The organism is Peribacillus sp. NPDC046944 (assembly GCF_050272735.1).
Taxonomy (GTDB): domain Bacteria; phylum Bacillota; class Bacilli; order Bacillales; family DSM-1321; genus Peribacillus.
Genome location: NZ_JBNNML010000019.1, coordinates 14,177 through 36,910, shown reverse-complemented (window position 1 = coordinate 36,910; position 22,734 = coordinate 14,177). Strand labels below are relative to the sequence as shown.

21 protein-coding genes, 1 rRNA gene, 1 pseudogene and 1 riboswitch are annotated in these 22,734 nt (G+C 39.2%); of the genes and pseudogenes, 20 read left to right on the top strand and 3 right to left on the bottom strand.

The window, feature by feature from the left end:
- Window positions 1-87 (top strand): 5S ribosomal RNA (gene rrf, locus ACQKIC_RS20205); the annotation flags it as partial.
- Between the two features lie 238 nt (window positions 88-325).
- Window positions 326-1,165: a tyrosine-type recombinase/integrase gene (locus ACQKIC_RS20200; protein WP_402876027.1), complete on the top strand. Its 840-nt coding sequence runs from the start codon at window positions 326-328 to the stop codon at window positions 1,163-1,165.
- Here ACQKIC_RS20200 and ACQKIC_RS20195 read toward each other — a convergent pair.
- Window positions 1,118-1,513, bottom strand: a pseudogene (locus ACQKIC_RS20195) (efflux RND transporter permease subunit); the annotation flags it as partial. The gene ACQKIC_RS20200 and the pseudogene ACQKIC_RS20195 sit on opposite strands and share 48 nt — an antisense overlap.
- A 154-nt stretch (window positions 1,514-1,667) precedes the next feature.
- Between ACQKIC_RS20195 and ACQKIC_RS20190 the strand changes: the two are divergent.
- From ACQKIC_RS20190 to ACQKIC_RS20155, 8 genes are all read left to right on the top strand, one after another.
- The gene (locus tag ACQKIC_RS20190) at window positions 1,668-1,862 is read left to right on the top strand and encodes a hypothetical protein (protein WP_402876025.1); all 195 of its coding nucleotides are present in this window, start codon (window positions 1,668-1,670) and stop codon (window positions 1,860-1,862) included.
- A 261-nt stretch (window positions 1,863-2,123) separates the two neighbouring features.
- Window positions 2,124-2,558 carry a helix-turn-helix domain-containing protein gene (locus tag ACQKIC_RS20185; protein WP_427592201.1) on the top strand — a complete coding sequence of 145 codons (435 nt, stop codon included), beginning with the start codon at window positions 2,124-2,126 and terminating at the stop codon, window positions 2,556-2,558.
- A complete protein-coding gene (locus ACQKIC_RS20180) occupies window positions 2,555-3,289 on the top strand; it encodes an ABC transporter ATP-binding protein (RefSeq protein ID WP_402991978.1) in 735 nt (244 codons plus the stop codon). The genes ACQKIC_RS20185 and ACQKIC_RS20180 overlap by 4 nt, the downstream gene beginning before the upstream one ends.
- Window positions 3,286-4,017 carry an ABC transporter permease gene (locus ACQKIC_RS20175; RefSeq protein WP_427592200.1) on the top strand — a complete coding sequence of 244 codons (732 nt, stop codon included), beginning with the start codon at window positions 3,286-3,288 and terminating at the stop codon, window positions 4,015-4,017. The genes ACQKIC_RS20180 and ACQKIC_RS20175 overlap by 4 nt, the downstream gene beginning before the upstream one ends.
- 1,162 nt (window positions 4,018-5,179) lie before the next feature.
- A complete protein-coding gene (locus ACQKIC_RS20170) occupies window positions 5,180-6,082 on the top strand; it encodes a diacylglycerol/lipid kinase family protein (protein WP_427592199.1) in 903 nt (300 codons plus the stop codon).
- A gap of 116 nt (window positions 6,083-6,198) precedes the next feature.
- On the top strand, window positions 6,199-6,861 hold the full coding sequence (locus tag ACQKIC_RS20165; protein WP_402876016.1) for a hypothetical protein: 663 nt from the start codon (window positions 6,199-6,201) through the stop codon (window positions 6,859-6,861).
- Window positions 6,862-6,874: 13 nt separating this feature from the next.
- Window positions 6,875-8,134, top strand: a complete 1,260-nt coding sequence (locus ACQKIC_RS20160) for an efflux RND transporter periplasmic adaptor subunit (RefSeq protein WP_427592198.1) — start codon at window positions 6,875-6,877, stop codon at window positions 8,132-8,134.
- 174 nt (window positions 8,135-8,308) lie between these two features.
- Window positions 8,309-8,457: riboswitch (cyclic di-AMP (ydaO/yuaA leader) on the top strand.
- A gap of 173 nt (window positions 8,458-8,630) precedes the next feature.
- Complete coding sequence (locus ACQKIC_RS20155; RefSeq protein WP_402876012.1) at window positions 8,631-9,893, top strand: cation:dicarboxylate symporter family transporter; 1,263 nt, start codon at window positions 8,631-8,633, stop codon at window positions 9,891-9,893.
- Between the two features lie 69 nt (window positions 9,894-9,962).
- On the opposite strand, the gene ACQKIC_RS20150 is transcribed toward ACQKIC_RS20155, so the two are convergent.
- On the bottom strand, window positions 9,963-10,697 hold the full coding sequence (locus ACQKIC_RS20150) for a class I SAM-dependent methyltransferase (RefSeq protein WP_402876010.1): 735 nt from the start codon (window positions 10,695-10,697) through the stop codon (window positions 9,963-9,965).
- A gap of 152 nt (window positions 10,698-10,849) precedes the next feature.
- Between ACQKIC_RS20150 and ACQKIC_RS20145 the strand changes: the two genes are divergently transcribed.
- The 3 genes from ACQKIC_RS20145 to ACQKIC_RS20135 all read left to right on the top strand — a co-directional run bounded on the left by ACQKIC_RS20145 (window position 10,850) and on the right by ACQKIC_RS20135 (window position 14,397).
- Window positions 10,850-11,632 carry a hypothetical protein gene (locus ACQKIC_RS20145; protein WP_402876009.1) on the top strand — a complete coding sequence of 261 codons (783 nt, stop codon included), beginning with the start codon at window positions 10,850-10,852 and terminating at the stop codon, window positions 11,630-11,632.
- 156 nt (window positions 11,633-11,788) lie between these two features.
- Window positions 11,789-12,871 (top strand): D-alanine--D-alanine ligase, encoded by a 1,083-nt coding sequence (locus ACQKIC_RS20140; protein WP_402876007.1) that lies wholly within the window; start codon window positions 11,789-11,791, stop codon window positions 12,869-12,871.
- A gap of 146 nt (window positions 12,872-13,017) precedes the next feature.
- Window positions 13,018-14,397 (top strand): UDP-N-acetylmuramoyl-tripeptide--D-alanyl-D-alanine ligase, encoded by a 1,380-nt coding sequence (locus ACQKIC_RS20135; protein WP_427592197.1) that lies wholly within the window; start codon window positions 13,018-13,020, stop codon window positions 14,395-14,397.
- 58 nt (window positions 14,398-14,455) lie between these two features.
- Here ACQKIC_RS20135 and ACQKIC_RS20130 read toward each other — a convergent pair whose 3' ends face one another.
- A complete protein-coding gene (locus tag ACQKIC_RS20130) occupies window positions 14,456-15,607 on the bottom strand; it encodes a PP2C family protein-serine/threonine phosphatase (protein WP_402959817.1) in 1,152 nt (383 codons plus the stop codon).
- A gap of 211 nt (window positions 15,608-15,818) precedes the next feature.
- Here ACQKIC_RS20130 and ACQKIC_RS20125 point away from each other — a divergent pair, with 211 nt between their 5' ends.
- The 7 genes from ACQKIC_RS20125 (at window position 15,819) to ACQKIC_RS20095 (ending at window position 22,722) form a co-directional block, all read left to right on the top strand.
- Complete coding sequence (locus ACQKIC_RS20125; protein ID WP_427668739.1) at window positions 15,819-17,147, top strand: protoglobin domain-containing protein; 1,329 nt, start codon at window positions 15,819-15,821, stop codon at window positions 17,145-17,147.
- A gap of 26 nt (window positions 17,148-17,173) precedes the next feature.
- On the top strand, window positions 17,174-17,500 hold the full coding sequence (locus ACQKIC_RS20120) for a hypothetical protein (RefSeq protein ID WP_402959813.1): 327 nt from the start codon (window positions 17,174-17,176) through the stop codon (window positions 17,498-17,500).
- Window positions 17,475-17,906, top strand: a complete 432-nt coding sequence (locus ACQKIC_RS20115) for an ATP-binding protein (protein ID WP_402992002.1) — start codon at window positions 17,475-17,477, stop codon at window positions 17,904-17,906. Before ACQKIC_RS20120 ends, ACQKIC_RS20115 begins: the two co-directional genes overlap by 26 nt.
- The gene (locus ACQKIC_RS20110; protein ID WP_402875997.1) at window positions 17,887-18,186 is read left to right on the top strand and encodes an STAS domain-containing protein; all 300 of its coding nucleotides are present in this window, start codon (window positions 17,887-17,889) and stop codon (window positions 18,184-18,186) included. Before ACQKIC_RS20115 ends, ACQKIC_RS20110 begins: the two co-directional genes overlap by 20 nt.
- A 902-nt stretch (window positions 18,187-19,088) precedes the next feature.
- Window positions 19,089-20,579, top strand: a complete 1,491-nt coding sequence (locus ACQKIC_RS20105; protein ID WP_402875995.1) for a DEAD/DEAH box helicase — start codon at window positions 19,089-19,091, stop codon at window positions 20,577-20,579.
- Between the two features lie 216 nt (window positions 20,580-20,795).
- Window positions 20,796-21,269 carry a PH domain-containing protein gene (locus ACQKIC_RS20100; RefSeq protein WP_402959807.1) on the top strand — a complete coding sequence of 158 codons (474 nt, stop codon included), beginning with the start codon at window positions 20,796-20,798 and terminating at the stop codon, window positions 21,267-21,269.
- On the top strand, window positions 21,262-22,722 hold the full coding sequence (locus tag ACQKIC_RS20095; protein WP_427592195.1) for a PH domain-containing protein: 1,461 nt from the start codon (window positions 21,262-21,264) through the stop codon (window positions 22,720-22,722). The genes ACQKIC_RS20100 and ACQKIC_RS20095 overlap by 8 nt, the downstream gene beginning before the upstream one ends.
- Window positions 22,723-22,734: the final 12 nt, after the last annotated feature.

Genomic DNA, 22,734 nt, shown 5'->3' with positions numbered 1-22,734 from the left:
CGTTCCCATTCCGAACACGGCAGTTAAGCTCTTCAGCGCCGATGGTAGTTGGGGGTTTCCCCCTGTGAGAGTAGGACGCCGCCAAGCCATTTCAAGGTCAGCCACTAGGCTGGCCTTTTTTGTGTTGATTTTCCAAGACGTGAAAGATACATTTGAAAAATGAGAGTATTGCTGCAATATGATGATATCTCCTACCATTCTTTTTTAGCATGCGCATCCGGGCTTCTCACAGACGTTAGGAGATTAGGGGGCAGAATTCTTCGTTTCTATAAGGAAATATGTTAAACTTAACTTAGTTCTGAAACTGTCATTGGGGGAATAGCCTATGGATACCTCTGCTAAAGATGAAATGATTTCTTCATTTGCTGGATGGTTGGAAGACCAAGGGAAATCAGCTAATACGATTAAAACGTATACAGGTGTTCTTTCTCAGTTTTGTGAACAGACACAAAAGGTACTAAGGGAAATTAATTCTGAGGATGTTCAATTGTATCTTGATTATTTAGAAAATTGCAAGAAAAGTCCAGGGACAATAGAAAAGCATTATAATGCTTTGAATGTCTTCTTTAAATTTTTAGCGAAGCCACAAATTATGCTTTCTGTTGAGCGTAAGGTAAAGGAATCTAAAAATGAAGCACCTGAGTCACTAAGCATCAAAGATCAAGAAGCTCTTTTGAAGGATATAGAGGCAGAAGGAAATCCTAGGAATGTCGCCATTGTTTATCTTTTGTTACATACTGGCATTCGTGTTTCGGAGCTATGTGATTTAAATGGAAGTGATGTTATCATGGAGGGCAATCGGAATTATATTCTTGTCCGGAATGCAAAAGGTGAAATTGACAGAACCGTTCCGCTAACAGATTTAGCAGTGCAGTATGTGAGAACCTATCTCTGTTCACTGAAGGAAAAAGCAGACCCATTGTTTATCTCAAGCTATAATCAAAGAATCACGCCGAGGTCGGTACAATATATTTTAAAAAAATACAATGTACACCCACATAAATTACGTCATACATTTTGCCAGAGACTAGTGGATAATGGTATTGATATACAAACTGTTTCCAAGCTAGCAGGCCATAAGGACTTAAACGTGACGAAGCGTTACTTAAAAGAAAAATCATTGAACCTGGAAAACGCAATAGATCAAACCTTTACTAAAAACTAAATGTTCAATAAATCTTAAGGGAACGGGGAAACTCGTTTCTTTTTTTGTTTTCACTGCCTTCTCCCTTTTACCCAATTTCATGATTACTTCGTATACGACCGGAACGATAAGTAAGGTAAGCAATGTAAAGCTCACTAGTCCATCCATTACGGTAATGCCAACTCCTTGTGAAATAAGGTCGCTTCCTTCTGTGCCAATTGCGAGAGGAATCAATGCGCTAATCATGGACAAGGCTGTCATCAAGATCGGACGAAGACGGGTTGACCCAGCTTCGAGAGTCGAGAGGCCGTTTTCTTCGTTTTTAAGTACACGATCGACCAATACGATGGCGTTGGTTACCATAATCCCCATTATCGGTATTACTGAAGAAGAAGCCAAAAACGTACTAAAAAAGGAACAATTCCTTGGTCTCTTAAACGTAAGCCCGTAATCAAATAACGCATATAAAACGCCAGGCACCTTCGGTACGATAAACGTATCAATCAAAGGAGGTGCCATCCTTATGTCCACAAACAAATTAACCATTGTTCCAGTAAAACTCGATCCTTTTCCAACTGAAACTACTTCGTTTCATTCTTCTGAATACACTGCTGTACTAGGCTGTGTTATTAAAACAGCTGAAGCTGAAATAACTTTCTTCAATGGCGTAGATGAGCACATTATCCAAACCATTATGAAGGAGCTGAAAAGTCGATAAAGCATGATTTTACGAGTGTGCAAAACATCTATATTATTTGTGGAAAGACTAATAACATTTGGTAATTGACTATAGGATGAATTTTTTGATTGGGTTGATCGCTCGCCTTTCTTCGGAAAAAATGCCATACATTCGCACTCATCGGGTCCTTATTTTGTATATGTTTTATTTTTGCTACGAATCGTAACAATAAAGTAAATAAATGTAGGTGGACGATTGCCTGTAAGTTTGTTGATAATATAATTTGGAGGTATGAAAAAAATGATTAATATGAATATTAAAGCATTGCGTATACAGCATCAACTTACACAAGAAGAAGTAGCAGAACGTTTAAATGTGTCTCGACAGGTGATAGCCAAATGGGAAAAAGGGGACTCTACACCCGATATCCAATATTGTATGGAGCTCGCGAAGCTTTACAATGTTACATTAGATAATCTTGTTCGTTTTAAACAACAAGAAAATGGCTTCGGTGTACCACCGAAAGGAAAGCATTTTTTTGGTACAGCCACACTAGGTGAACGAGGACAAATTGTTATACCTAAAAAAGCACGGGAACTGTTTCAATTAAATCCAGGAGATACGCTAATTATCTTGGGGGATGAAGAGCGTGGTCTTGCGATTGTACCTGAACAAATGTTGAGTAGCTTTTTCAATATGGTAAACCAAAATTTTAAACAGGAGGAAGATAAATGAACAACGCTATTACAATCAACTCCCTAACGAAAACATATGGTACTAAAAATGCTGTTGACCACGTCTCTTTTTCAATTCAAGAAACGGAATTATTTGGCCTTCTTGGTGTTAATGGTGCAGGAAAAACGACATTGATTAAAATGCTTTCGTGTCTAACAAAGCCTTCGAGCGGAGATGCAACATTGTTAGGGAAAAGTATTATAAATGAGCCAGAGCAAGTACGTACTGCGATTGCGGTATCCCCACAAGAGACGGCGATTGCACCCAATCTAACGGTACGTGAAAATTTAGAGTTAATGGCTGGAGTACACGGCTTTAATAAAGAGAAAACAAGGATAATAATTGATGAAATGATTGTTCAGTTTTCATTGCAGCCTTTTGAAAAGCAACGCAGCAAAACATTATCAGGTGGTTGGCAACGCAAATTGAGCATCGCTATGGCTTTAATTAGTGAGCCGCGGATTTTATTTTTAGATGAGCCGACACTTGGATTAGATATTATCGGACGCCGTGAACTTTGGGCTTTAATAAAAAAACTGAAGGAAAAAACAACCATTATATTAACGACGCATTATTTAGAGGAAGCAGAGGCATTGTCTGACCGTATTTGCATTATGAAAGACGGGCAAATTAAAGCAATTGGTTCGGCTCAAGAGCTTATTGAAAAGGCTAACACAGTGAGCTTTGAGGATGCATTTGTGTATTTTGTAACGGAAGGTGATATCCAATGAGAATGCTCGTATTTGCAAACAGAACGACAAAGGAAATTTTAAGGGACCCACTATCACTCTGTTTTGGAATCGGCTTCCCGGTTGTGTTATTACTGCTGTTATCCGCAATTAATCGTAGCATTCCAGTTGATCTTTTTAATGTTGATTCACTAACTCCTGGTATCGCGGTATTTGGTCTATCCTTTATGGCTCTCTTTGCCGCACAAGTTTTATCGAAAGACCGAGCAAGCTCATTTTTAACAAGGCTTTTCACAACACCTATGACATCAACAGATTTTATTATGGGCTATTCTTTACCTTTACTAATGATGTCGATTGTACAGGGGATTTTTTGTTATATTGTTGCGATGTTTATGGGGTTAGCCATCTCTCTTTCTATGATTGTGGCACTAGCTTTACTCATTCCAACATCAATTATTTTTATAGGGATTGGGCTATTATGTGGAACGCTGTTAAGTGAAAGAGCAGCTGTAGGTATTTGTGGAGCACTACTGACCAATTTATCTGCATGGCTTTCGGGCGCATGGATTGACTTAAACCTGATTGGTGGCCTATTCAAAGACGTTGCATTTATTTTACCATTTGTTCATGCAGTCGAAATGGGAAAAGCTGCTCTTACTGGTGAATACGGTGATATTTCCCCTCATATCTGGTGGGTGCTTGGTTATGCCATCATCATATCGGTAGTAGCAATTGCAATGTTTAAAAAGAAAATGCAGGCAGAATAATTATAATAAAGAAAGCAAAGAACCCAGAAAAATAAATTTTCGGGTTTGTTTAGCACTTTCCTCCATGACAAACTGCCTCACTTTTTACATGGTATCTTAAAATTCACTTAAGAAAACCCTGCTCAAGCTTAAAGCAGTAATGAATGGAAGCAAAACCCATTATTTATGAATTTTTTGATTGGGTTGATTGCTCGCCTTTCTTCGGTATCAGTACCTGGTGAAGTTAATAACGGAATTACCTAATGTACCGTTTTATGAACATCTTAAACAGCTTTTTTTTGCTTATTATATCTATACCATCCAAATAACAAACCAAGTATAGCTGTTATTACACCATATTTAAGCAAGATAATTATGTATTCCATGGTAGACAAATAGGATGTTTCAGTCACATCAAAACTCACTCGTGTAACTTGTTCATACCTTACAAATAAAATTCCTATACCTATTCCCATAAAAAAAACTATATATAGCGCTTTTTCTAAGTATTTTTACCATTTTAATATCCCCTTATAACGTTCATATACTAACTATTCAATTAGGAATGGAAAAACACCTTTTTTTAGCTACTTGCCAGGTAAACATTAATTATGAGGAAATAAACCCAGTTAACATAATCCCCATAAGCATAAGTATGTTGCCAATTTTCTTATTGAATTGGTTAGATTCAATCATAGAGGGTTACTGAAGGGCGACGATCCTTTATTGAATCAGTTACCTGGACCTGACTGTTCAGCGTATGTACTTGACCCTAAAGCGTAGATTGACCTGACGATAGATAAACTCTTAAGGATGAAGTCGGGGGATGGAGCAGGATATGGGACTGGTAAAGATACAGAGGCTTTAGAGGTGATTAGAGAGGTCTTTTTAAAAAAAGACCAAATGGTGTCATCTTGGAAGGTTTTTTGCTTTATGTGGAAAAGGACGAGACTAGAAGTACCCTTTGTTCCAAGCTCATCATATTAATGAAAGATCATTTGCATATACACTCATGACGTTTTGGAAGGGGCTGCCGCCTCTTTTTTTTATTTTTTATACGTCTTTCTTCATATTAATAATTTAATTGCTTCAACTATTCATGATTGAGTTTTAAAAGGAGGAAAAAAGGAAAAAGTAAAGGGAAGCGTAGCGTAGCTATTCATTAAACGGGGGGGAACAGGATATGAGATGGAAAAAAGGAATGCTGATCTATAACGAATGTGCAGGAAATAGTAAGGTGGAAAAGGCATTAGAGGAATGTCTCCCTATTCTGACACCCCAAATTGATGAATTTCTTATTCTTCAGACCAAGGAAAAGGGTGATGCTGACAAGTTTTGTTCGGAATATGGAGAAGGTATGGACGTAGTATTCGTTCTGGGAGGAGATGGAACGGTGCATGAATGTGTGAATGGTCTTTCTCCACTCGAACATCGACCGCTTTTGGGAATATTACCTGGAGGGACGTGCAATGATTTCTCCAGAACCTTGGAAATACCTCAAAATATCCGTCGTGCGGCGGAAACTATAGTGAACGGAAATGTCCGTATGATCGATGTGGGGAAGGCGGACGATCATTACCTTTTGAATTTTTGGGGTATTGGACTGATTACCGATACGTCAAACAATATAGATGAACAAGAAAAAAGTAAATTCGGGAAGATTGGTTATTTTTTAAGTGCAATTAGAACGATAGGCGATCAAGAACCGTTTCCTTTTAGAGTCGAATATGATGAAACGTGTGTCGAAGGAAAAGCTGTCATGATTTTAGTCTTGAATGGTAATTTTATCGGAACGAATTCAATGCCTTTTTCAATGGTCCAGCCAGACGATGGGCTGTTTGATATCGTCATCGTGAAAGAATCGAGCCTAAGTGTATTTAGGGAGATCTTAGCCATGAAGAGTTCGTTGACTGAAAGTGTCAGCTCAGAGTCAGGTGTCATGTATATCCAGGCAAGAAAATTGAAGGTGGAAACCGAATTACCTCTCGAAGTCGATATGGATGGAGAGATTTATAATCAGACGCCTACACAGATAGAAGTTCTGAAACATCATCTTGCTTTTTTGTCTCCTAGCTCAGGAGTATAACAGAATCAGACGCATTAAGAGTATATATTTATATTTATTCCTCCTTATTTCTGCATTTGTTTACAAAATAAGATAAAATATAAAATGATATTTCATTTTTTGCAGGAGGAACATACATGATATACCAGGTCCGATTGTTAAAGGGTATTTTTGAACCGCAAAGAAGCCGTTACCAATTGCAAAATGCGGAAGCGGTCACACGACTTTTCTGGAAATTAATAGGATTATATTTTCTTAGTGTCTTAGTTTTTTCAGTAAGTGGATATTTTGGAATTGGTTCAGAATCATTTTCTAAAAATATTACGAAGATGGATGTAAGTGAATTTGAAACGGGAAAATTACTGATTGTAATTGGAAATATGATTGCAGGATTGTTTTATCCTTCTATTTATATCTTTTTAGCTTCTTTATTCTTTTGGGTAGTATTGGATATCCCATACATAAAAACCGTGATTGTTCAAATGATTACGCTTAGTTTGCACTTACTGGAGAAGGTTTTGTTAATTCCCCTTTTTGTTTTGATGGATATTGGGCATGATGCCAACCCCTTTTCACTTGGAGTCATCAGCCAGTACTTCATTCGAAGCGATTACTTTATTCATTTTTTTAGTGAAATCACCATTTTTCAAATTTTAATCATTTCTTTACAATATTATTATTTGAAGGTATATACGGAACGAAGCAAGGCCTTTGTCTTATCAATGATCATTCTATTTTATATTGCCTCGTGGTTTGCTAAAGCATTTTTAGCATATCTACAAGTTGGCGTATTCGTATAAGGCGGTGAGAAAAATGAAAAAGTGGAAATTAGCAGCCCTATCAGTAGCATCTTTGGCCTTGATATCGGGTAATATTTACTTGATTGAAAAAAAAGACAGTAAAGTGGAACGGACCGTTTTTACCGAAAGATGGACACAAGTTAAGAAAGATACCATAACTGAAACATTTCAAACAAAGGGAATCTTTAAACCGGCAGAAGAATATGATGTTTATTTTGATGCTAAAAACAATGATTTTCAGAAATTCCTGGTTCACGAAGGGGACGAGGTAACGGCTGGAACATCCCTATTTGAATACACTACAACCGAACTGGATGCACTAAAAGATAATTTGGAAGCGGAAAAGGCCGCAACCGAAGGAGAAATCGTCGGAATTGATGAGTACATAAATAAGTTGAAAGCTTATCAAAGTGGTCTGGCCCTGGATTCAAACAAAACGGTTATCGATGAGACAGTAGAAAAGAACCTAAATATAGACATCACCACTTCTTCCTCAGACTTAATTAAAAGTAATATTGAGCAGGAGATGTACAAGCAGGAACTTGAAAAAAATAGCTTGAAGGAAAAAGTGGTCATGCTAGAAGCACAATTAAGCTCAATTGAGGTGCAAACCAATGCCGTTGAGACGACAAGTGAAGCGGATGGTGTCGTGAAGAAGATCAATAAAAATTTAACGAATCCGATTATTTCAATTGCTTCGACAGAAATGGCCATCGAAGGTTCCTTCTCTGAAGAAGAGTTAAAGAAGGCAGAGGTAGGGATGGAGATAAAAGCTAGTTCTCCTGATTTGAAAAAGAGGTTGGGCGGAACCATCAGCCGTATACATCCTTATCCCAAAGAGGAGCCAACCCTAAAGGATGAAAATCGCTATACATTCGAAGCGGAAATTGTAACGGAAGCAGAGAATAAGGAAGCGCTATTAGACGGTTCAAAGGTCGACCTTACCGTTATAACGAATGTGAAGACGGGAGTCCCGACTGTTCCAACAGAAGCGATACATGAACGGAAGCAGCCGCATGTCTATAAAATGACCAATAAAGGGCATTTGAACCGACAATACTTTACAAAAGGGGCTCAAGCAAAAGGGAAGCAAGAGATGCTTAAAGGTCCAGCAGTGGGAGATGTCATCCTTTTAGAACCGAAAAAGGTAGTGAAGAACCACTCTTACTTCATTACCCCGCTCAAATTGGACAAGGTTCACTCTGCAACTTTTAAGAAACTATCCAAAAGGGAAAAAGTTAGATACATTTTACTAGGATTTTTGGAAAAATAATTTTCAGTTAAATCAAAAATGGCCATAATTTTTTACTGTTAAAACTAATTACCTATTTAAACAATAAGTGTAAACCCACGTAGCACTCAATATTCTTAATCCCCTCTGTACTTTCGGAGTGTGGGGAAAGAAAATATATTTACAGATTAATATTTTTAGTATAATATTTTAATATAAGTTAGCTCGCTTAATCTTATAAAAAAGAACGGGGGAACCAATTTTGCGGATTATATTCGCTAGGGGTGAATTCAGAGATGAAAGGGCCATTGTGTTTCCGATTCCTAACCCGACAGCTAACCCCGTAAGCGTCTTCGAGGGAACATGTGTGAATAACACGCCAATAGGGAAAATGACACGTAGGGTGTCTTTTTTTTAAGCGTAAGGATAGAAGTTTTTCAATATACAGAAAAATTTTTCTCTTTTTATTAGTATCTTGTTTCCCTTACCGAGACAAATGTTTTTACATCAAAGACTATATGGAAGGTGAGGAAATTAAATGAAGAAATTCAAACTGAGTTTAGCAAGCCAAATATTCATTGGCTTAATTCTAGGAATTATCGTAGGTGCTATATTTTATGGAAGTGAGACGGCACAAAGCTATCTACAACCATTAGGTGATATCTTCCTACGTATGATTAAAATGATCGTCGTTCCAATTATCGTTTCTAGCCTTATTGTTGCAGTTGCAGGCGTGGGCGATATTAAATCAGTAGGGAAATTAGGTGCCAAGTCACTATCCTACTTTATAGTAGTAACACTAGTTGCAATAGGCGTAGGTTTATTATCTGCCAATATTATTCAGCCTGGCGCGGGCGTAAATATGGGTGAGCTTGAACAAACGGATATTTCCACTTATGTTGACACAGCAGAAACTAAGCAACACGAATCCTTTATAGATACAATCGTTCATATTGTCCCATCTAATCCGATTAAAGCAATGGTAGAAGGCGATATGCTTGCAATCATTTTCTTCTCAGTCTTGTTTGGACTAAGCATTGCAGCTATCGGTGAAAAAGGAGTACCAGTATTCCGTTTCTTCCAAGGTGCGGCGGAAGGTATGTTCAATCTAACCAATATGGTTATGAAATTTGCTCCGATTGGGGTATTTGCACTAATCGGTGTGACAATCTCTAAATTCGGTTTATCATCACTAATCCCATTAGGAAAGTTAGCCCTTTCCGTATACGGAACGATGATTTTCTTCGTAGTTGTCATCCTGGGGCTCATTGCAAAATTTGTAGGCTTCAGTATCTTTAAGTTAATTGCCATTTTGAAAGAAGAATTGATCTTAGCATTTTCCACAGCAAGTTCAGAAGCGGTTCTTCCAAGAATCATGGAGAAGATGGAGAAAGCCGGTTGTCCAAAACATATTACGTCTTTTGTTATTCCGACTGGTTACTCATTCAACCTAGATGGTTCCACATTATACCAAGCTTTAGCAGCCATCTTCATTGCTCAAATGTACGGCATACATCTAAGTGCTTATGAGCAAATAACGCTAATGTTAGTGTTGATGATTACCTCTAAAGGAATTGCCGGTGTACCGGGCGTATCCTTCGTTGTACTTTTAGCAACATTAGGTACGGTGGGCATCCCAATTGAAGGACTTGCCTTCATAGCAGGTATTGACCGTATCCTTGATATGGGTCGTACTGTAGTAAACGTTATTGGTAACTCTTTAGCAGCCATCGTTATTTCCAAGTGGGAAGGTCAATTCAACCCTCCTGCCGAAAAAGGAAAACTCGAACAGGCTTCTTAATATAAGTCAAAACTCCAGGGTGATTGCACTCTGGAGTTTTTTTGTATTCAGATGAAAGTCGAAAACAACTTATTGATGGACGATCCAGAAATGGGAGTCAGGGGAAAAGTTCATAGCCATAACGCTTTCATTAAATGAATCTTGGTGAAAGGTTTCCAAAACAGTCAGTTGGGCTTCTTCTAGGCAATCAAGGACTTCCTGCTGACTCGGGATATGGAGATAGGCCTCTTCTTGGTGAGACTTTCCCTTTGTGAAGATATCACCGAACTCATATAGCCGTTCATCCTGTTTACTATCACACCAAATCATTTCTTCCTGTTCCCAAAAATTAAGATACCTTTCATTACTGTCGCGAATCGGTGTGGTGAATAGGAAACGGCCTCCTGGTCTAAGTATGCGTTTGATTTCTTTCAAAGCGAGAATGCGGTTTTTTCGTTGAGGGATTTTCATTAAACCATGAAAGGAAAAGAGTGCATGGTCGAATGACGAGTCGTTGAAAGGGATTTCCGTGGCATTCCCAAGAAAGAATGGAATCTCCATATTTTCATCTTGTGAAAACTTCCGGGCTTCTTGAATCTTGGAGGGTGAAGGGTCCAGTCCGGTTATATGATGAAACCCATTCTTGTATAGAGCAAAGGTCGTCCTCCCTGTACTGCATCCAATATCAAGGATGGAGTCGGCTTGATGAAAGTATTTATCGAATGCAAATTTTTCGAGTTCCCAAAGACCCCAATTTTTTGATGAATCGGCGACAGCGTCTTCCTGCAAGTGATTGATGAAATCGTCTTTTTCTATTTTATCCATCATTCATCCTCCAAGCTTTTATTTTTACTATAATATGGAAATTACTGCCTGTCTAGTTTCTTATTTTTACTACTATTTTATATACACTTCGTGAATATTAAAAAGTTTGATAAAATAGAACTATTGATGAAAGGCTCGGAGGGAATATAATCATGAAAAATGAAGGTAATGACATCTTATATATGCATATGCAGGCTTCCGAAAGATTTGTCCTTTTTAATGGCCTTAATTTTCGAGAATTCTCCTATTCCTTACCGCATAGCTTGAATTCCATCTTATTATTGAAACATCAATATGATGGTGGGGAGTACGATTTGAATGTCTTGCTGGAGAGCGTTTCATCTGAGAACGTTTATAAGCTACTTAAAGAGGATGTTCGTGCATATGGAGATTTCTGTTGGGTCGATTTTAAGGAAGCGGATTGTCTAGAAGAATTGGACGGCAGGGAATTAGCGGAACTCCTATATGTGGGGCATACCAAAAATCACTTAGAACCCCCTTTCTTTCACAAACTGAATAATCAATTTGTCTATCTGGCCCAAGATGATGGATGGTTTAATAAAATTTACTTTCGTTCGATTTCAACGTACTATAAGATGCTGGGAAATTTACTTCCGTTGAAGCTTGAACCATTGAAAGTCGAAAGAACATGGTTAGGAATGAGGAAGAAAAAAGAATTGCCTGCAATTCCTTTGGATATTATTTCTTCCCTGGCTCCTATATTGGCGGAAGGTATAGTTTTTTCTTTTAGACATGTGAAGATTACAAGGACCAAAATCGAGATCCCAGCATGGATCGTGGGAGATTATTTGAACATGGATGAGATGCATGATGATTTCTTAGATAGAAAAGAACAAGGACCTGATGCCTTCATTACTTTTCATCGTAAAGAAAAGGTTTGGGAGAGCGTTATCAACACGACGCTATATAAATAACTTCTTTAGCTAATTAAGGGTTTGGGTCGTAGGACTTGCAACTGGGTGCATAAACTTCTAATTATAGCTATAGAAGGGGGAACTTTCACTTTTCCCGTTTTAGTGTAAAGTGTTACAATGGAACATGGTTAAAAGAATATTGGAGGGTAATAACTCATGAAAACTAAACTTGGTTTGCTTTATGGTGGGAAATCTGCGGAACATGATGTTTCTTTGCAGACAGCTTTAGCAGTCATTAAAGCTCTCGACTTAGCAAAGTTTGACATATATCCGATTTACATAACAAAAGAAGGTTCTTGGGTAAATGGTCCAAAGTTGACTGGTCCGGCAAAATCCGTCGAGGAATTGGCTTTATCATCCGATAAATTGACTTCTCCTTTGTCATTGCAAGCCCATTTAACTGATGAAAATAGTGGGTCCACGGGTTATGATGTCATTTTCCCTCTTCTACATGGACCGAATGGCGAAGATGGAACAGTACAGGGGATGCTTGAGCTGTTGAATCTTCCTTATGTGGGAAATGGGGTACTGGCTTCATCCGCAGGGATGGATAAGGTCATCATGAAAAATATTTTTGCACAGGCGGGATTACCGCAAGTTAACTATACATGGTTCATCCGCTCGGAATGGGAGAGTAACACAGAACGGTCCATTGAGAAGGTGGAAGAAGTATGTGGGTACCCTTGTTTTGTAAAACCGGCTAATTTAGGCTCAAGCGTAGGAGTCAGCAAATGTAATAATGCTAATGAGTTGAAGAAGGCAGTCGCAGAAGCATTTCAATTCGATCGGAAAATCATCGTTGAAGAAGGAGTCATCGCCCGTGAAGTGGAGTTTGGCGTGATTGGGAATGATACCCCATCTTGTTCTGTGGCAGGAGAAATCATTCCTAAGACAGACTTTGACTTCTATGATTATTCAGCTAAATACGTCGACGGAAATTCAGCGATGGCCATACCTGCCGAAATAGAGGAAAGTCAATACAAAGCTTTATCTCAAATGGCAATCACAGCCTTCAAGTCATTGGACTGTTCCGGACTCGTCCGGGCCGATTTCTTTTTGACGAAAGATGGAAAGGTCTATATCAATGAAGTGAATACGATGCCTGGCTTTACGCCATTCAGCATGTTTCCGCTATTATGGAAGCACACGGGTCTTGAATATCCACAATTAATAGAAGAACTTGTGAAGCTTGCTTTAGAGCGCTATGAAGAAAAACAACAAATTAAATATACAGTGTAAGCGGTAATGTAAAGTGGGTTCCTGTATTTCAATTATACGCAGGACTTACTCTAGCAAGCAGGAATCGGTTCTCCATGCCGATTGCTGCTTAGTTTGGTTATAAAGAAAATGGAAGATTTAGTTTGATGAACGAAGGAGGAACGAAAGTGATAAAGAGAACGTTGAGACAAATATCTGAGATGGTAAATGGATTGAACGATAGTAAGGTATTTGAACCCATTGAAATTAATGGTGTAACCATCGATTCAAGAGCGGTTACGAAAGGATGCTTGTTCGTTCCGTTAAAGGGAGAGCAAGTCGATGGCCATCAATATGTCAGAAGTGCCATTGCGCAGGGAGCATCCGCTTCTTTTTGGCAGCAGGATATTCCGAATCCACCTACTGATTTACCAATCATCCTTGTGGAAAATACTGAAAAGGCATTACAGCAATTGGCACGCGCTTATCGGGACCAATTGAATATTAAAGTCATTGGAATAACGGGGAGCAATGGTAAAACCACTACGAAAGATATGACGGCTGCCCTGCTGGCCACTACCTATAAAGTCCATAAGACGAATGGTAACTTCAATAATCATCTTGGATTACCACTTACTATCCTATCCATGGATGAGGAAACAGAAGCAGCCGTTTTAGAAATGGGCATGAGTAGTCGTGGGGAAATCGAATTTTTATCCAAGCTAGCAAAACCAGATGTAGCCATTATTACAAATATAGGCGAATCGCATTTGTTGGATTTAGGCTCGCGAGAAGAAATCGCCAATGCGAAGCTAGAAATCGTGGAGGGATTGCCACAGGGCGGAACGCTTATTTACCATGGTGACGAACCTTTGCTGGAAAGCCGGATTCAAAAGCAATTCCCCCATTTACGTGTCCTATCCTTCGGACGTACGGAGCGGAATGACTTGTTCCCATTGACGATTACCCAAGAGGCAGACAGTACCTCGTTTACACTTGGTGGAGAGAATCAAGGTGACTATCAAATCCCGGTTTTGGGTCAGCATAACGTGCTCAATGCATTGGCTGCCATTCTTGCCGCAAAAGAACTGAATATAGGTAACGAATCCATCCATAAGGGCTTAGAAGCCATTCGCCTTACAAACATGAGGATGGAGATGGTCGAAGGCATAAATGGGCAGAAAATCATTAATGATGCTTACAATGCCAGCCCCACTTCCGTCAAGGCAGCAATTGAGCTGATTGAAGGTCTATCCGGTTTTAGGAATAAAATCCTTGTACTTGGAGATATGTTGGAGTTAGGAGCAAGCGAAAAAGATTTCCACTTGAGAATAGGTGAACTGATAGCGGTTGATCAAATTGATAAGGTCTTTACATATGGACCGCTTGCCGATTATATTGCTAAGGGTGCACGTAAAACATTTGCAGCTGAGAATGTTCAATCTTTTCAAGATAAACAACAATTAATAGAAGCGCTACAGACTTCTACTGATGCCCATGATTTAATTTTGGTCAAAGCTTCAAGAGGCATGAAGTTAGAAGAAGTCGTAAAAGCCTTGCAAAAATGATGAGAAATAGAAAAAGAGCCGATTTCATTATGAAATCGGCTCTTTCTCTATTGGAGGCCTAAAACAAGGTACCAGCAATGATGCAGATATCATCATTGATTTCGGAATGCTTCATCCTGGAGAGTAATAATTCATGAAGAAGATCTGATGTATCTAAGTGGACATTATCTATAAACTCCTGTTCAATCTTATCGAATCTATGAATGGTATGGTTACTGGGAGACTCAGAAAGTCCATCGGTATATATAACGAAACGACTCCCAGCTTCATAGTGAATGGATCCTTTTTCTATAGGCATATCTGGTACAAGACCTATAGGCATCGAGCCATTACTTAAAATTTGCAATTCATTATTGCAAGGGGAATACATCATTGCAGGAGGATGCCCATTGTTAACATATTCAATAATTCGAGCGGCCGTATCCACAAAAGCAATGAAGGCCGTAAAGTATGGGGCATTCGTATTTTCCTTTTGATACTCCTGGAACAGATGACCCATATGCTTGTTCAGTTCTTTCGTAATGAAGGTGGGGTCTTTTACACGCTTGATAAGCCCAGGCATTAAAGAGCGGATAGACATGCTGATGAGTGCGGCTTGAATTCCTTTTCCACAAACATCGATGATGATGAACCCGTATTTCCCGTCCTCGACCTCCTGCCAGTAAAATAAATCCCCCGACAGCTCACTTGATGGCTGGAAAAGCCCCTGGATTTCGATATCTTTCTTTTGTATGGATGTAGGAAGGACAAGCTGTTGAAAGTTTTGAGCTACACGCAAGTTTTGCTTAACTTTAAGTCCGATATTTACTAGTTCCTGTTCCTTCATCTTCGTTGAGTATAACTGCATGCTAATATTCTGAAGAGCTTTCAATTTCAGCTTAATCTCCACTGGGTCTGCAGGGAAGGCCATCGACTCATAAATCGTTTTTTTGGGTAAGGTCTGTGGATCCTTTAACTTTTTTGAACGCTTATATATGAATAGTATGGGTATCTCATAAGACTCGGCTAAAGCAAACAAGGCGGTTTGTTGGGAGGAGTCTCTCGAAAGGTATAAAGGTAGGATGAATAAGGATTGCAATAAGTCCGTCTTATTTCGAAACAGATGTTGTTGTCCTACCGGGTCTTCTAAAAAAATGACTTTCTTGTCTAGTGTTTGTAATACAAGGCTAAAGTCTCTACATTCTGGGATATCCAACGTATATATATTCATATAACCCCCTGATATTTGTTAGGTTGTGCATATGCAGGACTATTATACTATACAAAGACACATTTCATGCTTTTTTTGCACAAGAATTCATAATATTGTTGATATTACTGCACGTTTTTTGGGTTATGATGTAAAATATGGTAGGTATAAAGTCTTACGAGGGGAAGGGGAAATACAGTTGAGTGGGTGTCCATTTACATCATTATTTAGTTTGAAAAATAAGGAATCATTGAAGAAACAAGAGAAGCATCCTACAGTCCCCATTAAAATAGGATCTACTCCGACTCGTGCACCTATATTCTCGGAAATTGAAAAGGGAAAGAATGCTCTTCAGCTTATGTTTGTGAATTTGGAAGAACAGGATATTACGACACTTATGAGTCTAAAGCCTATTATGGAAAAGAACGTTGAAAAGATAGTGGACGCTTTTTATGCTCGCATTTCGGAAATTCCCAACCTAACCATGATCATTCAGGAACATTCCACTATTCATAGGTTAAAGCAGACATTAGAGAAATATATTCTGGATATGGTTTCGGGGGACGTCGGGGAGAAGTACGTGGTACGACGTAAGGTTATTGGTAGTGTGCATAACCGGATAGGTCTTTTCCCAGAGTGGTATATCGGTGCCTTTACCATCATTCAGCATGAGGTCCTGCAGATGCTGACCCGTGAGTGTGATAGTTGGCAAGAAGCCCAGGATTATTATTACTCATTTCAAAAGCTTTGTTCATTCGATATGCAAATTGCGATCCAGACATATATAAAGTCTTATACATCCTCCATGATGAAGCTAAATGAGATTGAGGAGCTTCAATACCGTTTGAACGATTCTTCATCCATATTGGCATCCAGTGCGAAACAAACCATGGCTTCGCTAGCCGAACGGGATACTCGGGTCCAAAGCATGCTCGAAGATATTGATGAAATTAATACTGGGTCAAAAGCGATGATCCATCATGTTGAAGCAGGAAAAGGCAATGTCACGAAGGCTTTGAAGAAAGTCGATGATGTCGTGGACTTAATCGAAAAAGTTAAGAACTTAACAGAGGAACTGAATGAGGACTCCTTACATATTGGGCAAGTGGTACAGACGATACGCACCCTATCTAATCAAACCAATATTCTATCGCTAAATGCAGGGATTGAAGCAGCTCGAGCAGGCCAACACGGAAAAGGTTTCTCTATAGTCGCACAAGAAGTTAGAAACCTTGCCCGCAAAACCGAGCTATCACTTGATTCCATTCAACAACAGGTGGCATCAGTCCAGAAGACGGTGATGAAATTTGATGAGAGTTTTCAAAGTATCGTGGATGAAGCGAGATTCTTTAGACATGTAAATAAAGAAATCATAGATATCCTGGATGATTCGGTAAGAAGCGTGAAAGAGAGCGACGGGAAAATCAGTCATTTGGGCGGAGAAATTGGAGAATTTAGATCAACGTTTGAGGAACTCACATCGGCTTCTTCCCAAATATCAGAGATGGCTGAGCAATTGAGTTCGTTGAATATTGAACTATCGCAGAAGTTCAAGGGTTAATGGATACTAAATTAAAGAGGTGACCTATGATGAAAGGGTACCTGGAATTTGAAGGGAAAACGTATGCATCAACGTATGAAATGACACAAGTTCTTTTAGAACAGGCGAATGAAAAGATTATTCGAATTGACTTGGGGGAATTGCCAAACAGTCCCGAGGAAAGGCTTTCGATAAAGTTGTGGCTGTTGCAAATCGATCGATGCGTGGAAGAAAATACTTTAGAAACAAAAGCAATAATAGGTTCAGTCTGGAGCCAGTTTTACCGATTAGAACATCAGGAAGATTATATTCATCCATATCTTTCAAAAACTTTGGAGCAGATTCAAAATGCCAATAAAAAAAATCCAGGTTAGACAGTTGAATGTGAAAACGCTCGCCCAGACTGTAAATGAAATCATGCAGGAATTTGAAATGTTTAAGGTAAAGGATAGCTCTGAATTTTTGTTCTTTAATGTGAAATTAGTGATTTGGGAACTTTTATCGAACATTATACAACATGAAGGTCAGGATAAAGCAGATCTAGAGATTGAGGAAGAAGCCTTCGAGCGAATCTCCATAAAAATTCATTCATTTGCTGGAGGGTTTAATTGGGAGAGCTATAGGAAGATGGAATGCCCCGATGTGAGTAATGAAGGGGGCAGGGGCTTATACTTGATCCAGCAATTATGTGAGTTTTCCTTTGATGAGGCAGGAAAAAGAGCTACAGCGGTATTTAATGTGAAAGAGGTGGTGGGCGCGCATGCTTCATGTCCATATTGATCAAAATACGTTTAATGTGCATATCTTAAGTGATATTCATTATGAGAACTCGTCCTATCTTGAAAGGCTATTGAATACCTTCCAGGTTCCGGATAATATAGATCGCCTTCAAATCGATTTATCAAAAGTGAAATTTATTGATAGCACCGGCATTAGTTTCCTCGTTAAATGGTTATATCCATTATCCGCAAACTTGGAAATAGAAATGACGGGTGCAACGAAGCCTGTGAAAAAGATATTGTCCATTTGTAAAATCGAACAATTCGTTTTATTGGTCTAAATGGGAAGGAGTTCGGGTACCATATGGGTACCCGGATTTTTTTTATTTCGGAATCGGTTGGGCATCGTTCCTTATTTCACTTCTAGGAGAAAAACCCGATGAATGGGTATCAAGACTATTGTTTTTGGGGGAAATGGATATTTGACATGTCGGCTTCCCGCCGTATTCTTTATAAGTAACGATGGATACGAAAATATCCTTTATTGCAATAACAGTTTGAAAATGGTAATATGAAGTATGAGTTTAAATGTCTTATCATTGATGAATAATTAATTAGATTAATCAGGTTGAGGCAACATATTGTTTCTTCTTTCATGTTTTTCATGAGGTTTTTTGAGATTATTTTAGATTAAATAGGCCGCGCGTCTGGTCATATATAAAAGCTGCGTACCACAGTGGCTTTAGTAGCTAATAGGGAAATAAGCTGCATTTAGCGTCTTTCCACTTCTGCACATCCTCAACGCACCGGGCCTGTTTTGTATAAGAATCTTGGCGCTCGTCAAGTTTTATTCAGACAGACTTTTAAGTCTGTGGAATAATAGGTGCAGCAGCCCTCACCTGAAATAAAACGGTGAATAACCGTTTATGCTACTTTTAATTTTCCATTTTGAATTTAATTTTGGTTACATGCACTTTTAAAAAGATGGGCGTATGTTAAAAATAAGTCTACACGTGCGCAATGCATTAAATGCCAGTGAAACGCAAGTACTGGTATATTTCCTTTTTAAAAAATCATATTGAGTTCATTAGAGCTAAAAGGTAGATATTCTTTTAGGTGATAATGATAAACTTTTTCATAAGAATAAAGTAGAACATCTGTCATGATGATGAGGATTTGAACTAATCAATTCGTGCATTGAATGCACGTGTAAATTTACGATATAAAAAGGAGTACGAAAACATTGACATTGTTTAGCGAATTAGGTTTAGATAGAACGTCTATGAAATCAATAGAAAAAATGGGATTTGAAGAAGCGAGTCCGATTCAAGCCCAAACGATTCCTCTAGCACTTGAAGGTAAAGATATTATTGGTCAAGCGCAAACGGGAACAGGTAAAACAGCAGCATTCGGTATTCCATTGATGGAAAACATCGATATTGCCAACGAAAATGTGCAAGGGATTGTTATTGCACCTACTCGTGAGCTTGCCATTCAAGTTTCTGAAGAACTTTTCAAACTTGGTTACGGAAAGCGCGCTCGTGTATTAGCAGTGTACGGAGGACAAGACATCGACCGTCAAATCCGTGCCTTAAAGAAAAAACCACATATCATCGTTGGTACACCTGGTCGTCTGTTAGATCATATCAAACGTAAAAACATCAAATTAGGTGGAGTTCACACTGTAGTCCTTGATGAAGCGGATGAAATGCTTAACATGGGATTCATTGAGGATATCGAGTCTATCCTTTCAACGGTTCCTGATGAAAGACAAACATTGCTTTTCTCAGCTACAATGCCTGACCCAATCCGTAAAATTGCAGAACGTTTCATGCATGAACCAGTTCTTGTTCGTGTAAAAGCGAAAGAGATGACTGTTGACCGCATCGAACAATACTACTTGGAATTAAGAGAAAGTGAAAAATTCGATACATTAGCACGTCTTTTCGATATCCAAACACCAGAACTTGCCATCGTATTCGGACGTACAAAACGTCGCGTCGATGAATTGTCTTCTGCATTGAATATCCGTGGCTATAGTGCTGAAGGAATTCACGGTGACCTTAGCCAAGCGAAGCGTATTTCTGTATTGAAGAAATTCAAAGAAGGAAATCTTGATGTCCTTGTAGCTACGGACGTAGCCGCTCGTGGACTTGATATTTCCGGTGTAACACATGTATACAACTTTGATATTCCTCAAGACCCAGAAAGTTACGTTCACCGCATCGGTCGTACAGGACGTGCCGGTAAACATGGTATTGCAATCACATTTGTAACACCAAGAGAAAGAGGGCAACTTCAAGCAGTTGAACATACAACTAGAAAACGTATGGAGAGAATGAAAACTCCTACTTCAACTGAAGCGTTGCAAGGGCAACAAAAAGCAGTAACGGAGAAAGTTCTTTCTGCAATCGAGAATGACGATTTATCGTTATACCTTGGTCAAGCTGAAGAGTTATTGAAACAACACAGTGCAGCTGATTTAGTTGCAGCTATGCTTAAGTCAATGACGAAAGAACCGGATCAAACTCCGATTAAATTAACTGAAGAATCTCCTTCAATGCGTCGTAACCGTGGTGGAAGCAGTTCATCTAACAGACCGCGTAATGGACGTAGTTCTTCAGGCAGAAAAGATTACGGTAGCGGGGCAAATAAACGTCCTAGCTCGAACCGTAAATCTAATGGCTATGGCAACCGTAGCACAAGCCAAAAAAGAGAAAAATCTAGCAATTAATTGAAATGAATTTCGATAAATAAGTCGCTCATCTGAGCGGCTTATTTTTTATTCAATAAAGTATTTAAGTGAATGTTTTTGTAATAAATAGAATTAAATGAATGAGGTAGTTGTAAGAAAAGTTTGAATTCTGTACAATGAGGTATATCAAATTGGATGCACACCAATGTGTGGAATAACAAGAGCATTCATTTTAAATCGGAAAAGGAGGGTACTATGGAACCTCAAAGCCTCATATCCGATAAGGCACTGACTGCTTGGAAATTCAGTGGGCTTATTGGCTGTTCAATCATTTGGGTTTTGAGCTTGGTCATTTTAGTGCTGACGATCATTCAAGGGTGGACTTATTGGATCTTTGGAGCATTGCTTATCTTCTCTTTCGTTCAATGTTACCTGACCGTATTTTTGATTCCTTCTTTACGCTGGAAAAGATGGCGTTATGACGTGCGAAATACGGAGATTGATATCCAAAGTGGGATTTTTGTGATTAAAAGGACCCTCATCCCGATGATTCGGGTACAGCATGTTGAAACGAAGCAAGGCCCCTTATTAAGGAAGTATGATTTGGCATCCGTGGAAATATCCACAGCTGCAACGGTGCATATTATACCTGCTCTGGATTTAACGGAAGCGGATGAATTACGGCACTATATTTCCAGGATGGCCAGTGTGGAGGAAGAAGATGTTTGAACCGAAACGGCTTCACCCCATTGCTGTCCTTCTCAATATCATTAAATCGATAAAAGAGTTGGTTTTGCCATTCTTGATAGTGATCGTGTTACCAGGGCAAAATAATGATGTCCCGGGATGGGTCCAGCCATTAGTTATCGGCGTCGTCGTGCTCTTGCTCGTTATTCGTGCTTTCATACAATGGTTGCGCTTTACATATCGGTTAGAGTCCGGGGAGCTCAGGATAGAATCCGGCGTATTCATCAGGAAGAAGCGTTATATTAAGTTTGACCGGATACATAGTATTGATATTTCAGAGGGGATTATCCAACGCATATTCAGTCTTGTGAAAGTGAATATCGAAACGGCTGGTGGCACTCAGGCTGATGCCGTTTTGTCCGCCGTTAGAAAAAGCGAAGCGAATCAGCTGAATACAATAATTATTGAGGAGAAAAAGAAAAAAACTTCTTCTGACATCCTTGAAGGGGAACGTACAGAAGAAGATTTACACGTCGTGGAAAAAGATAGGGCTTCCTCTACTTTTAAGCAAGCGTTGCCTCAACTTTTTGTTATGGCGGCAACGTCGGGGGCAATCGGTGTATTCTTATCCGGTGGAATCGCTTTTATATCACAGTTCGATGAAATCATTCCTTTTGAAAAAATCTTCAAGAATTATGAAGAGTATATCGGGCTCGGGTCAGTCATACTAACTGGTTTTGCCATTTTGGGCTTATTGGTCGTTTACGTGTTGGCCACTGTGAGTATGGTCATTAGATATGCCAACTTCACCGCTTTGAGGACAGGTGAGGAGCTTGTTATTACAAGGGGATTGTTGGAGAAAAAACAATTAACGATTCCCATCCGCAAGGTCCAGGGGATTCGGATCATGGAAAATCTCGTACGTAAGCCATTGGGATTGGCCACTGTGTATTTGGAGTATGCTGGGGGAAGTGCGGAAGATCGTGAAAGTCTTTCCATCATGCTCTTTCCGTTAATTAAAAAGAAACACTTGCCTGATAAAATCCAAGAATTTTTACCAGGCTATGAAACGGTAGCGGATATAAAGCCTTTGCCTAGACGTGCTTATTATCGTTATGTCATCCGCAAAGCAATCGTATTCTTCCCGATTATCGCGGTCCTCATATGGTTCTTCAGAACATGGGGATTTTTCTCCTTATTACTGATTCCACTTTCCTTCCTTTGGTCCTATTTGCAGTTCATAGAGGCCGGGTGGAAGACCCAGGGGGACTTATTGATACTGAGCAGCCGTTTAATCTCCAAGCAGACTTTAATCATGCCAAGAAACAGGATTCAATCGCTTACATATAAAAAGGGATATTTCCAGAAGCGAAGCCATTTAGCGACGATATCAGCTTCCATAAAGTCAGGGATCAGCTCCCAAGTGGGTACAGTGGTTGATATAGAAGATAAGGATTGCCATCTAATTGAAAAGTGGTACCTGCACAATAAGTAGCCGACTCCGTAT